The 15,703-nt window shown below is 73.6% G+C and carries 3 protein-coding genes; all 3 read right to left on the bottom strand.

Annotation, left to right across the window (positions count from 1 at the left end; translation table 11 throughout):
• Positions 1 to 47: 47 nt before the first annotated feature.
• Complete coding sequence (locus tag ACWF79_RS27885) at positions 48 to 260, bottom strand: MbtH family protein (protein WP_453730915.1); 213 nt, start codon at positions 258 to 260, stop codon at positions 48 to 50.
• The gene (locus ACWF79_RS27890; RefSeq protein WP_453730916.1) at positions 257 to 14,503 is read right to left on the bottom strand and encodes an amino acid adenylation domain-containing protein; all 14,247 of its coding nucleotides are present in this window, start codon (positions 14,501 to 14,503) and stop codon (positions 257 to 259) included. Before ACWF79_RS27890 ends, ACWF79_RS27885 begins: the two co-directional genes overlap by 4 nt.
• A 93-nt stretch (positions 14,504 to 14,596) precedes the next feature.
• Complete coding sequence (locus ACWF79_RS27895; protein WP_453730917.1) at positions 14,597 to 15,643, bottom strand: iron-siderophore ABC transporter substrate-binding protein; 1,047 nt, start codon at positions 15,641 to 15,643, stop codon at positions 14,597 to 14,599.
• Positions 15,644 to 15,703 lie beyond the last annotated feature (60 nt).

The raw sequence follows: 15,703 nt of genomic DNA on the forward strand, positions 1-15,703 counted from the left end.
CCCGTGGAGGGAGCTCCACGGGCGGCGGCGTCGGTCGTGCGGGGGCGTCAGGACTGCTGGGCGGTGGCCAGGCCGGCCGGGCGGAGGTCCGTCCAGTGCTGCTCGACGTACGCGAGGCACGCGTCGCGGGTGTCCTCGCCGAAGACGGTTCGCCAGCCGGCGGGGACCTCGGCGAACGAGGGCCAGATCGAGTGCTGGTTCTCGTCGTTGACCAGGACCAGGAAGCTGCCCTGCGGGTCCTCGAACGGGTTGGTGCTCATGCGGTCTCACTCCTTGTGGACATGGCGGTGAACAGCTCCGAGAGCGGCTGTTCCGGGTCGGCGGCCACGGTACGCAGCAGCCTCTGGAGTTCGTCGGCGAGCCGCCGCGCCTTGGCGGTGCCGAACAGGTCGGTGGCGTGGATCAGGCCGCAGTGGACCGGGCCGTCGCCCTGCGGCTCGTAGAAGCTGAGGCTCAGCTGTGCCCGGGTCGAGCCGGTCGGTACGGCGTCGAGGGAGCCGATGCCGCCCTCCAACTGCTCCAGGTCCGCCTGCTCATGGTGGATCACCATGACCTGCGGGCCTTCCTCGGGCAGCCCGGTCGCCCGGACGACCTCCTCGAACGGGACGTCCTGCCGGTCGAGGGCGCCGAGCGTGGTCTCCCGTACGCGGGCCAGGAGCTGCGCGAACGTCGGGTCGCCACCGGTGTCGGTGCGCAGCACGACCGTGTTGAAGAAGCAGCCCACCAGGTCGGCAAGTTGATCGTCGGTACGGCCCGCGACCATCGTTCCGATGGGCAGGTCCGTGCCCGCGCCGTGGGCGGTGAGCAGCGCCGCCAGGGCGGAGTGCAGCACCATGAACATGCTCGTGCCGGTCGCCCGGGCCAGCTCGTCCACGGCCGCGTGCAAGTCCTCGTCCAGGACGAAGCCCACGTGGTCCGCGCCGGGCGAGGACGAGCAGCTGCCGTCCGCCGGGAGGGCCAGCCGGTTCGGGGCGCCCTTCAGGGTCTCCTGCCAGTAGGCGAGTTGACGTCCGCCGGGGCTGTCCGGGTCGCTCAGGTCGCCCAGGACCTCGCGGGCCCACGTGGCGTAGTCCGCGTAACCGACCGGCAGCGGGGCCCAGCCGGGCTCGCCGCTCGCCTTCCGGGCCGCGTACGCCGTCGTCAGGTCGCGGAAGAGCGGGACGACCGACCATTCGTCCACCGCCAGGTAGTGCATGGCCAGGAGCAGTGCCTGCTCCCCCGAGGCCGCCGTCAGCAGGTGGGCGACGAGCGGGGCCTTGCGGTCCGGCTCCGGTGATCCGGCGGCCAGTTCGGTGAGGCGCGCCTCCAGGTCGTCGCACTCCTCCAGGGTGAGGACCGGGGGCTCGACGGCCCGGTGGTGCAGGGCGCCGTCGCGTTCCGAGAACGCCGTGCGCAGCGGCTCGTGGCGGTCGGCCACGTCGGCGAGGGCCGCGGACAGCGCGTCCGCGTCCAGGCCGCCGGGCGAGCGCAGGACGAGCGCGTGGTCGAAGCCCCCGTGCCGCTGGTGGGCGTCCCACTGCCAGCGCTGGACGGGTGCGGCCAGGAACGGTTCCTGACGGTCCTCCACCGGGCGCAGAGCCGGGCGGGCCGTGGCGGCGCCCTTGAGCTTGCCCTCGATGCCGGCGACGGTCAGCGCGTCGAAGACGTCGCGGATGGACAGCTCGACGCCGAACTCGGCGCGGATACGCCCGAGGAGCCGCATCGAGGCCATGGAGTGCCCGCCGAGCGCGAAGAAGTTGTCGTGGACGCCGACCTTCTCCAGCTTGAGGATCTCGCCGAACAGCGCGGCCAGCCGTTCCTGCGTCTCGTTGGCCGGCTGTGCGTCGCCGGTCATCGCCGCCCAGTCCGGTACGGGCAACGCCTTGCGGTCCAGCTTGCCGTTGGGGGTCAGCGGCAGCGGTCCGTCGAGGGCGACGACGAGCGCCGGGACCATGTACTCGGGCAGCAGCCCGGCCACATGGGCACGCAGCTCCTGCGGGTCGAGGTCCGCCTCCAGGGACTCCCCCGCCTCGGGGACGGCGTAGCCGACGAGGCGGACGATGTCGCCGTCGCGGTCGGGGACCACGGCGGCCTGGGCGACGGACGGGTGCCCGGCGAGCGCGGCCTCGATCTCGCCCAGTTCGATGCGGAAGCCGCGGACCTTCACCTGGGTGTCGACGCGCCCGAGGAAGTCCAGGTTGCCGTCGGCGCGCCAGCGGGCGCGGTCGCCGGTGCGGTACATCCGGCTGCCGGGCGCGCCGAACGGGTCGGCGACGAACCGCTCGGAGGTGAGCGGGGCCTTGCCGAGGTAGCCGCGGGCGAGGCCGCGGCCGGCCACGTACAGCTCGCCGACGACGCCGGGCGGGACGGGCCGCAGGTGGTCGTCCAGGACGTAGGCGCGGGTGTTGGGGTCGGGCCGGCCGATGGGCACCCGGCCGGAGGGGCGGCCTCCGTGCTCGCGCGAGGGCCAGAGCGTGGAGTTGACGGTGGCCTCGGTGAGTCCGTAGGCGCAGATCAGGTGGGCCGTGGCGCCGAACCTCTCGAAGACGTCCGGCGGCACCGTCTCCGTACCGACGAGGACGGTCGATCCCTCGGGCAGTGCGCAGCCGGGCGGCAGGGCGGAGACGAGCGACGGCGGCAGGATCATGTGCGTGATCCGCTGCTCGGCGAGGAAGTCGGTGAGTGCCGGGCCCGCGACCCGTGCCTCGTCGGTGATGAGAACGAGGCGGCCGCCGTGGCAGAGCGCCATGGACAGTTCGAACGCGAAGACGTCGAAGCCGATCGAGGCGAACTGCAGGACGTGACTGTCGTGTTCCAGCCCCATGCGGTCGACCGCCGTGGCGACGAGGCTGGAAATGCCCTCGTGCGGGACGACGACACCCTTGGGGCGGCCGGTCGAACCGGAGGTGTAGATGACGTACGCGGCCTGGTCCATCAGGACCGGCTGCGCCTCGATCGCGCTCTCGGGCAGGGCCGCCAGTTCGGCGGCGACCGTCGGCTCGTCGAGCAGCACCACCGGTACGCCCGCGACCTGCGGGATCTTGCCCGCGACCGGCTCGGTCCCGACGACGAGCGCCGCCCGCGAGTCCTCGATCATGTAGGCGAGCCGGTCGGCCGGGTGGACCAGGTCCAGCGGCAGGAACGCGGCGCCCAGCTTCAGCGTGGCGAGCACCGTGGCGACCATGTCGACCGAGCGGGGCACGGCCACGCCGACGACGCTCTCGGCACCGACGCCACGCGTCGCGAGCAGCCGGGCGAGGCGGTTGGCGCGGGCGTCGAGCTCCGCGTACGTGACGGCCCGGACGCGGTCGACCACGGCGACCGCGTCGGGGCGCTCGGCGAGCCGGGCCGCGAACAGGGCCGGGAAGGTTTCCTCGTCGACCTCGCGGGCGGTGCCGTTGAAGCCCTCCAGGACCAGGTGCCGTTCGTCGTCGGCGAGGATCTCCGCCCGCGACACGGGCTGTTCGGGCGCGGCGACGAGGGCCGCGACCAGTGCGCGCAGGCGCTCGCCGAGACGCTCGGCGGTCGCGTGGTCGAACAGCTCGGTGGCGAACTCCAGGCGGCAGGCCAGGGAGCCGGCGGAGCCGTCGGCCGGTGTGTGCTCGGTGAAACTGAACACCAGGTCGAACTTGGCGGAGCGGATGCGGAACGGCACGTAGTCGGCGCTCAGGCCGGGCAGTTCGAGGCTGTCGCCGGTACGGGCGTGGTAGCCGACCATCACCTGGAACAGGGGGTTCCGGGAGAGGGAGCGGGTCGGGTTGAGCTTCTCGACGACCGACTCGAAGGGCACGTCCGCGTGGGAGAAGGCGGCGAGGTCGGTCTCCCTGACCCGGGCGAGGAGCTCGGTGAAGGACGGGTCGCCGCTCAGGTCGGTGCGGAGCACGAGGGTGTTGACGAAGAAGCCGACCAGGTCGTCGAGGGCCTCGTCGCCGCGCCCCGCGATGGGCGAGCCGAGCGGGATGTCCGTCCCGGCGCCCATGCGGTGCAGCAGGGCCGCCACGGCCGCGTGGACGACCATGAACATGCTGGCGCCGGTCTCGCGGGCGATCCGCTTCAGCCCCTCGTGGACGTCGGCGTCGAAGGCGATGTCCAGTTCGGCGCCCGAGAACGCCGGGCGGGCGGGCCGGGGCCGGTCCGTGGGCAGTTCCAGCTCCTCGGGGGCGCCGTCCAGGGTCGTACGCCAGTACTCCAGCTGACGGGCGGCCAGGCTGTCGGCGTCCGCCGGGTCGCCGAGCAGGCGCTGCTGCCAGAGGGCGTAGTCGGCGTACTGGACGGGCAGCGGCTCCCAGCGCGGTGCCGTACCGGCGGTGCGGGCCGCGTAGGCGGCGGCCAGGTCGCGGAGGAAGGGGCGGTCCGACCACTCGTCGGTGGTGATGTGGTGGAGCAGCAGGACGACGACGTGGTCCTCGGGGGCCAGCTCCACGACCGTGGCCCGCAGCGGCAGTTCGGCGGCGAGGTCGAACGGCCGGTTGACGGTGGCCTCGATCAGGTCGGGCACCTGGTCCTCGGTGGCGGACAGGCGCTCGACGACGGGCCTGGCTTCGTGGGCGGGCAGCACCCGCTGGAGGGCCTGGCCGTCACGCTCCACGAAGACCGTGCGCAGCGCTTCGTGCCGTGCGGTGACGTCGGCGAGCGCCGCGCCCCAGGCGTCGACGTCGAGGGCCCCGCGCAACCGCATGACCAGCGGGAAGTTGTACGCGGCCGAGGTGCACTCGATCTGCTGGATCACCCAGAGCCGCTGCTGGGCGTGGGAGAGCGGCAGTTCGTCGGGCCGCTCGGCGGCCGTCAGCGCGGGCCGGGCGGCGCCGCCGGCACGGTCCGCCCTCTCGACGAGCTCCGCGACGGTGGGCGCCTCGAACAGGTCACGGATGGCGAGTTCGGTGTCGAGGGCGGTACGGGCGCGGCTGACGAGCCGGGTGGCGAGCAGCGAGTGGCCGCCGAGCTCGAAGAAGTCGCTGTCGATGCCGACGCTGCCCTCGGGCAGGCCGAGGACCTCCGCGAAGAGGCCGCAGAGCGTCTCCTCGCGCGGGGTGCGCGGGGCGCGGCTCGTGCCCGATCCGGCGAAGTCCGGCGCGGGCAGGGCCCGTACGTCCAGCTTGCCGTTGACGGTGAGCGGCAGGGTGTCCACGGGGACGAGCGCGGAGGGGACCATGTAGTCGGGCAGCCCGGCCTTGAGGTGTTCACGCAGCCGCTGGAGCAGCGCCTCCCCCGGTTGCGTGCCGTCCTCCGGGGCGAAGTAGCCGACGAGCCGCTTGGTGCCGGTGCTCTCGTTGACGACGACCGCCGCGTGGGCGACCTCGGGGTGCGAGGAGAGGGCCGTGGCGATCTCGCCCAGCTCGATCCGGTATCCGCGGATCTTCACCTGGTCGTCGGTGCGGCCCAGGAAGTCGAGCAGCCCGTCGGGCCGCTGCCGCACGAGGTCGCCGGTGCGGTACATCCGCTCCCCCGGCTCGCCGAAGGGGTCCGCGACGAAGCGTTCGGCGGTCAGGCCGGGGCGGTCGTGGTAGCCGCGGGCCAGGCCCGTGCCGGCGATGTACAGCTCGCCGGGGCAGCCCGGCGGGACCGGCCGGAGCATCGTGTCCAGGACGTAGGCGCGCGTGTTGCGGATGGGCATGCCGACCGTGGAGGTGGCGCTGTCCGTGGTCGAGCCGCCGAGGGTGTTGATCGTGTACTCGGTGGGCCCGTACAGGTTGTAGCCGTACGTGCCCTCGGTGCGGCGCAGCGTCGTCCACACCGTGTCGGAGACGGCTTCGCCGCCGAGCAGGACGAGCGCGGGGCGGTGCTTCCCGGCTCCGGAGGTGCCGGGCTCGTCCCGGTCGAGGAGGCCTTCCTCGATGAGGAGTTGGGCGTAGGTGGGGGTCACGTTGACCACGTCGACCCGGTGCAGGTCGCAGTAGGCGACCAGGGCCTCGGCGTCGCGGCGCAGCTCTTCGTCACAGACGTGGACCTCGTGGCCCTCGACGAGCCACAGGAGCTCTTCCCACGACATGTCGAAGGCGAAGGAGACGGTGTGCGCGATGCGCAGGCGCCGCCCGCCGGCCGAGGCGATGGCCGGGTCGAAGATCTCCTTCTGGTGGTTGAGCTGCATGTTCGTCAGGCCCCGGTAAGGGGTGACGACGCCCTTGGGGCGGCCGGTGGAGCCGGAGGTGTAGATGACGTAGGCCGGGTACTCCAGCCGGTCGGCCACGTCGTGGGCGAAGGCGGGCCGCTCGGCGTCCGTGATCTCCCCGCCGGGCAGGGCGGCCAGCTCGGCGGCCACGGTCTTGTCGTCCAGGAGGAGTTCGGGGGCGACGGCGCCGTCGGGTCCGCGCAGGGTCGGGGCGACGGCGGCGGTGGAGACGAGGCACAGGGGGCCGGTGTCCTCGACCATGAGGCGCAGCCGGTCGGCCGGGTGGTCCAGGTCGAGCGGCAGGTACGCGGCGCCGGTCCGCAGGACGGCGAAGAGGGCGGCGACCATGTCGATGGACCGGGGCAGCGCGAGCGCCACGACCTTCTCGGGTCCCGCGCCCCGGGCGAGGAGCAGGCGGGCGATGCGGTTGATGTGCGCGTCGAGTTCGGCGTACGTCAGGGCGCGCTCGCCGAAGACCAGGGCCACCGCGTCGGGGGTGCGGGCGACCTGGGCCGTCAGCATGTCGGCGATGGTCTCGTTCGGGACGGGCTCGCGGCTGCCGGACCACTCGGCGGCCAGTGCGGCGCGCTCCGCCGGCAGCAGCAGGTCCACTCCGACGGTACGGGCGGTGACCGCGTCCGAACCGGCGAGGAGGTCGCCGAGCCGCTCCAGAACGGTCGTGAAGCGGCCGAGGATGGTGGTGGCGGCCTCGGCGTCGAAGAGGTCGGGACGGGCGGCGAGGGTGACCCGCAGCCGCGTCTCGGGGGTGACGATCAGGGTGAGCGGGAAGTGGGTGCCGTCGACGTTCGTAACGTCGGTGATGCCGTGCCGCTGCCGAAGCGCGGCGGCGCGGTCCTCGCCGTCGGCGGAGCGGAGCACGAAGAGGGTGTCGAAGAGGCGGCGGTGGCCGGTCTCCTGCTGGAGCGTGCCGAGGCCCACGTACTCGTACGGCATGACGGCGGCGCGCTCGGACTGCATACGGCGCAACAGGTCGAGCAGCGGCTCGTCGGGGGCGAAGGCGACCCGGGCCGGGATGGTGTTGAGGAACATGCCGATGATGCCGGCGACGTTCGGGACGTCCGCGGGCCGTCCGGCGACCGCGGTGCCGAAGGCGACGTCGCCGCGCCCGGTCATCGCGGAGAGGACCAGGCCCCAGGCGGCGTTGAGGACGGTGTTGAGGGTGAGACCGTGCTGCCGGGCGAGGGTACGCAGCCGGTCGCTGGTCTCCCGGGTCAGGACCGCGTCGTGGTCGACGGGGATGACGGGGCCGGCGTCGCGGCCCGTCGGGGCGACGAGGGTCGGCTCGTCGAAGCCGGCGAGCGCGCCGCGCCAGGCGTCGACGGCCCGGTCGGTGTCCTGCTGGTCCAGCCAGGCCAGGTAGTCGCGGTACGAGCCGGGGGCGGGCAGTCCGGTGGTGTCGCCGGACCGCTCGTAGAGCGTGAACAGCTCCTCCAGGAAGAGCCAGGCGGACCAGCCGTCCCACAGGATGAGGTGGTGGGTGACGACCAGCCGGTCATGGCCGTCGCCGAGCCGGATGAGCTGGAGGCGGCAGAGCGGCGGCGCGGACAGGTCGAAGCGCTGCCGGCGGTCGGCGGCGAGCAGCGCGTCGAGGCGGGCGTTCCGCTCCTCGGCGGGCACCCCGCTGAGGTCGGTCACCGTCAGCGGGATCTCGGCGCCGTCGGCGATGAACTGCACGGGCCGGGGCAGGCCGTCGCTGGTGAACCCGGCGCGCAGGCTCGCGTTGCGCTCCAGGAGCGCCCGGCAGGCGGCGCGCAGCCGGTCGGCGTCCAGGGGGCGGTCGAAGTCCAGGTTCTCCTGCGACAGGTAGACGTCGAGGGCGTCACCGGTGTCGTAGGTGGCGTGGAAGTACATGCCCTCCTGGAGCGGGGAGAGCGGCCAGATGTCGGCGACCGGGAGCCCGGCCGCCGCCTCGACGCGGGCGGTCTCCTCGTCGGTCAGCGCGAGGCCGCCCAGCGGCGCGGGGGCCGTCGGCTCCGCCGGGGCGGCGGCGGTCAGCTGGTCGAGCAGCGCCTTCAGGGCCGGGTCGACGGCCGCGCCGGACTGCGCCTGCGCGGCGAGCATCGCCTGGAGGGCGGCGGCGGCCTGCCCGGCGTCGGTGGCGGACACGGTCACCGCGGCGGGCGCCTCGGGGGCCGGCTCGGTGGCGGGCTCGTCCGGCACCTGCGCGGCCGTCGCGGCGAGCGCGGCGGGGGTGCGGTGCTCGAACACATCGCGCGGGCTGATGGTCAGTCCCCTTTCACGGGCCCGGGTGGCGACGGAGATGGAGCTGAGGCTGTCGCCGCCGAGCATGAAGAAGTCGTCGTCGGCACCGATCCCGGGCAGGCCCAGGACGTCGGTGAAGATCTCGCACAGGGCGCGTTCCCGCTCGTCGCGGGGCGCGCGTCCGCCGGCGCGCGGCGCGACGGTCGGCGAGGGCAGGGCGTTCTGGTCGAGCTTGCCGCTGGGTGAGAGCGGCAGCTCCTTGAGGGTGGTGACGGCCGTCGGCACCATCGCCGCGGGCAGCGCCCCGGCGAGCGCCTCCAGGAGGGCCTCGCCGTCCGGGGCGGCGCCGGGCGCCGGGACCGCGTAGCCGAGGAGGGCTCCGTCGCGGACGATCACGGCGGCGCGGGCGACTCCGGGGAGGGCGGCCAACGCGGCCTCGATCTCGCCCAGTTCGATGCGGTTGCCGCGCACTTTGACCTGGCGGTCGGTCCGGCCGAGGTACTCGACGGCGCCGTCGGCGCGCCGGCTGACCAGGTCGCCGGTGCGGTACATCCGCTCGCCGGGCACGCCGAACGGGTCGGCGACGAACCGCTCGGCGGTCAGGCCGTGCCGGTCGTGGTAGCCACGGGCCAGTTGGACGCCGGCGAGGTACAGCTCGCCGGGCACGCCGTCCGGGACGGGGCGCAGGAAGGAGTCGAGGACGTACAGACGGGTGTTCCAGACGGGACGGCCGATCGGTACGGCGAGTTCGTCGCCGCCCTCGTACGGGAAGTACGTGACGTCGACGGCCGCCTCGGTGGGGCCGTACAGGTTGTGCAGCGGCACGGGGCCGTCGCCGCGCCGGGCGGTCAGCTCCGACCAGCGGCGGGCGTCCGGGCCGGTGAGGGCCTCGCCGCTGCAGAACACCCGGCGCAGGCTCGACGCCCACGCGGGGGTGCCGGGGGCGGCCTCCATGACCTGGACGTACGCGGCCAGCATCGACGGGACGAAGTGCAGCGTCGTGATCCGTTCGGTACGGATCAGCTCGGCCAGGTACGCAGGGTCGCGGTGGCCGTCGGGCCGGGCGAGGACGACGGTGGCGCCCTCGATCAGGGCCCAGAAGAACTCCCAGACGGAGACGTCGAAGCTGGACGGCGTCTTCTGGAGCACCCGGTCGTCCGCGTCGAGCCCGTAGGCGTCCTGCATCCAGGCCAGGCGGTTGACGATCGCCCGGTGGGTGACGGCGACGCCCTTGGGGCGCCCGGTGGAGCCGGAGGTGTAGATCAGGTACGCGGGGTGGTCGGGCCGGGCGGGGACGGCCGGGGTGTCCGGGGCGTCCTCGTCGCGGTCGACCAGGACGTGGGCGAGGTCCGGCACTCCGGGCAGCCGGCCGGCCGCGTCGGCGGTGGTGACGACCGTACGGGCACCGGAGTCGGCGAGCATGAACGCGACCCGGTCGGCGGGGTAGTCGAGGTCGACGGGCAGGTAGGCGGCGCCCGCCTTGTGGACGCCGAGCAGCGCGACCATCAGCTCCGCCGAGCGGGGCACGGCGACGGCGACGAACTCCTCCGGGCCCGCGCCGCGCGCCCGCAGCCGCCGGGCCAGGGACTCGGCACGCCGGTCGAGTTCGGCGTACGACAGGGTGTCGCCCTCGAAGACGAGGGCGGGGGCGTCGGGCGTCCGGGCCACCTGCGCGGCGAACAGGGAGGCGAGGGTGGCGTCGGCGTACGGCAGCGGGTGCGTGGTGTCGTTGAGCGCGGTGAGGCGCTCGGCCTCCCGTTCGGAGAGCAGCCCGACGCGGGCGACCGGGCGGCCGGGGTCGGCCACGAGGGTGCGCAGCAGCGCCTCGAAGCGGTGGGCGATCACGGCCACGGAGAGCTGGTCGAGCCGGGCCGCGTCGTACTTGAAGCGCAGCGCGAGTCCGCCGCCGCCCTGCTCGACGATGAGCGCGAGCGGGTAGTGCACGGCGTCGAAGACCTCGGCGCCGGTGAGGCGCAGCGCCTCCGGGTTGTCCTCGTCGGCGGTCAGGTCGCCGGACGGATAGTTCTCGAACACGACGAGGGTGTCGAAGAGTTCGCCGCCGCCCGCGATCCGCTGGATCTCTGCGAGGCCGAGGTGCTGGTGGTCCAGGAGGGCCGCGTGCTCGTCCTGGACGCGCCGCAGCAGCTCGGCGAGCGACTCGCCGCCGCGCAGGGTGACCCGGGCCGGGACGGTGTTGATGAACAGGCCGACGGCCGCGTCCAGGCCCTCGACCTCGGTGGTGCGGCCGGAGACGGTGGTGCCGAACACGACGTCCTGGCTGCCGGTCAGACCGCCGAGGAGCAGCGCCCAGGCGCCGTTGACGACGGTCGAGAGAGTCAGACCCTGGGTGCGGGCGCGGGCGGTGAGGTCGGCGGTGAGCGACTCGGGGAGGCGCACGTCCACGTGCTCGGGCCGGGCGACCGGTGTGCCGTGGTCGTCGCCGGTGGCGAGGGCGGGCAGCCGGGTCGGGCCGTCGAGGCCGGCCAGGGCGTGTCCCCACGCCTCGCGGGCGGCGTCGAGGTCCCGGCCCGCGAGCCAGGCCAGGTACGGCTGCGGCGCGGGCGGCTCGGGCAGAGCGCCCCCCTTGTAGGCGGCGGTGAGTTCACGGAGCAGGACGGAGACCGACCAGCCGTCGGCGATGATGTGGTGCAGGGTGAGCAGCAGGCGGTGGCGCTGTCCGTCCCGGATGAGGGTGGCCCGCATCAGCGGGGGCCGGGCGAGGTCGAAGCCCTCGGCACGGTCCTGGCGCAGCACCTCCTCCAACGCGGTGCCGGCAGTGTCGGCCTCGCGCCACGGAAGCTCGGCGCGGTCGGCGATGCGCTGGACGACCTCGCCGCCGGGCAGCTGGCGGAAGGCGGCGCGCAGCAACGGGTGCCGGTCGAGGAGCAGCTGGAGCGTGTGCCGGAGCCGCTCGGCGTCGACGGCGCCCGCGAGGTCAAGGAGCTCCTGGACGACGTAGAGGTCGCTCGCGTTCTGGTCGAACTCCGCGTGGAAGAAGAAACCTTCCTGGAGCGGGGAGACGGGCAGGGCGTCCTCGTCGAGCTCGACGGCCCGCACAGCGGCCGGGGAGGCGCCGGCCGTCTCGGCGGTCCGGGCGAGCGCGGCCACCGTCCGCCGGCGGAAGATGTCGCGCGGGGTGATCGCGAGCCCGGCCTCGCGGGCGCGGTTGACCAGCTGGATGGCGACGATGCTGTCGCCGCCCAGCTCGAAGAAGCTGTCGTGGATGCCGACCGACGGCAGGCGCAGCACGTCGGCGAAGAGCGCGGCGAGCGCGGTCTCGGCGGGCGTGGTGGGCGCGTCGCCGCCCGCGTTCGCGGTCCACCGGGGCTCGGGCAGGGCGCGGCTGTCGAGCTTGCCGTTGGGCGTCAGCGGCAGCGGCCCGTCGAGGCGTACGACGGCGGAGGGGACCATGTGGTCGGGCAGCGCCTCGGCGATCCGGGTCCGCGCGGCGGCGACGGCGGCCTCCGGGTCCGTACCGGCGTCGGCCACGAGGTAGGCGACGAGCCGCTTGGCGCTGCGGTGGTCCTCGCGGACGAGGACGGCGGCCTGGGCTATGCCCTCGCAGGCCATGAAGGCACTCTCGATCTCGCCGGGCTCGATGCGGTGGCCGCGGATCTTGATCTGGCCGTCGGAGCGGCCCAGGAACTCCAGGTTGCCGTCGGCGCCCCAGCGGACGCGGTCGCCCGTGCGGTACATCCGCGCGCCGGGCTCGTCGGCGTACGGGTCGGCGACGAAGCGCTCGGAGGTGAGGCCCGGCCGGCCGAGGTAGCCGCGGGCGAGGCCCCGCCCGGCGACGTACAGCTCGCCCTCGGCGCCGATCGGCACGAGGCGGAGCGCCGCGTCGAGGACGTAGGCGCGGGTGTTGGGGTCGGGTTCGCCGATGGGCGCGGGGCCCGGCCGGTCGGGGGTGGCGACCCAGAGTGTGGAGTTAACGGTGGCCTCGGTGAGTCCGTAGGCCACGACGACCTGGAGCCGTCCGTTCCAGCGGGCGATCAGCTCGCTGGGCACGGCTTCCGTGCCGACGATCAGGACGGCGCCGTCGGGCAGCTCGCAGTCCTGCGGCAGGGCCGAGACGAGGGACGGCGGGAGGATCATGTGGGTGGCGCGGTGCCGGACGATGTACTCGGTGAGGGCGGGTCCGGCGACGCGGCGCTCGGTGGGGACGACGATGATCCGGCCGCCCACGCAGAGCGACATGATGAGGTCCCAGACGGTCACGTCGAAGCCGACGGACGCGAACTGGACGACCCGGCTCTCGGCGGTGATGCCGATGCGGTCGGTGGCGGTGGCGACGAGGCTGCCGACGCCGTCGTGGGAGACGACGACGCCCTTGGGCCGGCCGGTGGAGCCCGAGGTGTAGATGACGTACGCGGCCCGGTCGAGGGCGATGGGCAGGTCCAGGTCCGAGGGGTCGAGGGCCGCCCGCTCGGAGGTCAGGCCCTGCGCGTCGAGCAGCAGCCGGGCGACGCCGGGGACGTCCGGCAGCGCGGCGGCCAGCTCGCCGGTGGTGAGGACGGTGCGCGCACCGGCGTCGGTGAGCATGTACGCGATCCGGTCCTGCGGGTGGTCGGCGTCCAGCGGCAGGTAGGCCGCACCCGCCTTCATCACCGCGAGCAGGGAGACGACGAGTTCGGGCGAGCGCGGGACGGCCACGGCGACGACGTCCTCGGCACCGACGCCGCCGCCTGCCAGCAGCCGGGCCAGCCGGTTGGCCTGCGCGTTCAGTTCGGCGTACGTCAGTTCCCGGTCCTCGCAGACGAGGGCGACGGCGTCCGGGGTGCGGCGGACCTGGCGCTCGAAGGTGGCGGGCCAGGAGAGGTCGGCCGTCTCGCGCGGGGCGACGCCGAACTCGTCGAGGAGCCGGGTCCGTTCGGCCGGCGTGGTCAGCTCGATGTGGCCGACCGGGCGGTCGAGGTCCTCGGTGAAGGCGTCGAGCACGGCGAGGAAGCGGTCCTCGTGCGCGCGCAGCGTCTCCTCGTCGCAGACGTCGGCGTCGGCATCGAGGTGGACGCGCAGACCGAGCCCGCCCGAGGTCTCGGAGAAGCTCACGGCCAGGTCGCTTACGGGGCCGAGCCAGACCGGTTCGAGCGCGGTGGCGTGGTCGCCGAAGCGCAGGTCCTCGGGGCGGGGCAGGATGTTGACGGTGGGGCCGACGAGTTCGTTCACGCCGTCGCCGAGGCCCAGCTCACGGGCCAGGTCCTCGGCGCGGTAGCGCCCGTGGGCGACCGCCTCGCCGACCGCGTGCCCGGCGGCGGTGAGGAGTTCGGCGCCGGTCGTGCCGGGGCGGACGGCGAGGCGTAGCGGCACGATGTTGGACACCATGCCGGGGACCGCGGCCGACACGGGGTCGAGGCGCGCGGCGACGGGCAGGCCGAGGACGAGGTCCTGTTCGCCGCTGACGCGGTGGAGGTAGGCGGCCACGGCCGCGACCAGCAGCCGGGACGGGCGGCTGCCGGCGCGCTCGGCGGCGGCGTGCAGGCGCCGGGTCAGCTCGGCGGTCAGCTCCGAGGTGCGGCGCAGCCGCCGCCTCATGGGCGCCTGGCCGCGCTCGACCAGGCGTACCGGTTCGGGCCGGTCGGCGAGGCGGTCGAGCCAGTAGGCGCGGTCGTCCTGGTGCGCGGCGGAGGCCCGGTAGGCAAGGTCGGCGTCGACCAGGCGCGAGAGCGCCCAGTTTCCGGGCGCGGGCGCATCGTCGCCGGTGGTGTAGAGCTCGCCGGCCCGGCGGGTGACGAGTGCGACGCCCATGCCGTCGGTGACGATGTGGTGGTAGCGCTGGTACCAGAGGACGTGGTCGTCGGCCAGGCGCAGCAGGGCCTGGGCGAACAGGGGGCCTTGGGCGAGGTCCACCGGACGCTCGCGGTCTTCGGCCGTCCAGTCGGCGGCGGCGCGCGCCGGGTCGGCGGCGCCGCGCAGGTCGACGACGGGGACGTCGAAGGGGGCGCGGGCGAAGGTCTGGCGCGGTACGCCGTCCTCGGCCGCGACCCGTACGTGGAGGTTCTCGGCCTCGCCGACGGCCCGGCGCACGGCGGCGGCGAGACGGTCGAGGTCGATGTCGCCTCGCAGGTCCAGGGCGAACACGATGTTGTAGGCGGAGTTGTCCGGGTCGATCTGCTGGGCCAGCCAGATCCCGGACTGCCCGCCCGTGACGGGTGTGCCGGAAGCGGACGTCCGGTCCGACTCGACGTCAAACATCGTTCGAATGGGCCTTTCCCTGGTGGTACGTCAGTGAGGCCCGCCCGTCCGCGGAAGTCCGCGGACGGGCGGGGTGCCGGTACGACCCGGCTCTTACTTGATGGCCGCGATCAGCGGCTCGACCTCGTCGATGGCGTACGGGATCGACAGGACGGTGTTGAAGGAGAACGCGGCGCCGATGTCGGGGTTCTGGTAGGGCACGAACAGGTCGCGCTTCTCCTGGGTGACCTTGAGCTTCTTGTAGAGCGGTTCGGCCTTGATGCGCTCGTTGGCCTCGGTGCTGGAGGTGACCCAGACGAGGCGGTCGACGTCGAGGACGTTCAGCTTCTCGGCGCTGAGTTCGGCGACGTTCCAGCCGGGCTTGGCCAGGGTGTCGATCTCGGGCTTCAGCTTGAAGCCGAGCTCGGAGAAGAAGATCGCCTTCGGGTCGGTCTTCGTGAAGGCCGAGTACTTGCCGGCCTCGAAGCTGTCGGCGACGGCGATGGTCTTCGTGGCGAACTCGGGGTGCTTGTCACGGACGGCCTTGAAGCGGGCGTCGATGTCGGTGATCAGCTTCTCGGTCTCGGCCGTCTTGCCGAGGGACTTGCCGATCTGCCGCGTCATGACCTGCCAGGAGGCTCCGTAGTCGGGGAGGCCCTTGGGCTGGGCGACGACCTTGGTGAACTTCGAGAGCGTGTCGTACTGCTCCTTCTTCATGCCCGAGTACTGGGCGATGACCAGGTCGGGCTTGAGCGCGGCGATCTTCTCGATGTTGTACTCGTCGCGCTCGCCGACGATCTCCGGCTTCGTGGAGCCCCACTTGTCCTTCGCCCAGGGCCACTTGCCGTACGGCGTCTCCTTGAACCAGTCCACGGCGCCGACCGGCTTGATCCCGAGCGCCAGAACCGCGTCCTGGTCCGACAGGCCCAGGGTGACGACCTTCTTCGGCTCCGCCTCGATGGTCGTGCTGCCGTACTTGTGCTCCACCGTCACGGGGAAGGCGGCGGCCGTGGAGGACTTCGCCTCGCCCGAGGGCTTGGACTCCGCCTTCTCACTGCCGCCCCCACAGGCGGACAGCGCGAGCGCGGCGACGGTGGCGACGGCCACCCGGGGGATGTACCTGACGAACCGCGTCAGATCGGGGCGCGTACCAGTGGACACGGAGGTTCCTTTCACGGGGATGACACTGTGCGTGCCACGCCCAGCGCGTACGACGGCGCG

It is taken from the genome of Streptomyces sp. NPDC054975 (assembly GCF_053609105.1).

Coding starts and splice junctions, on each gene's coding strand:
- ACWF79_RS27885 (WP_453730915.1), bottom strand. CDS start 260: ATGAGCACCAACCCGTTCGAGGACCCGCAGGGCAGCTTCCTGGTCCTG.
- ACWF79_RS27890 (WP_453730916.1), bottom strand. CDS start 14,503: ATGTTTGACGTCGAGTCGGACCGGACGTCCGCTTCCGGCACACCCGTC.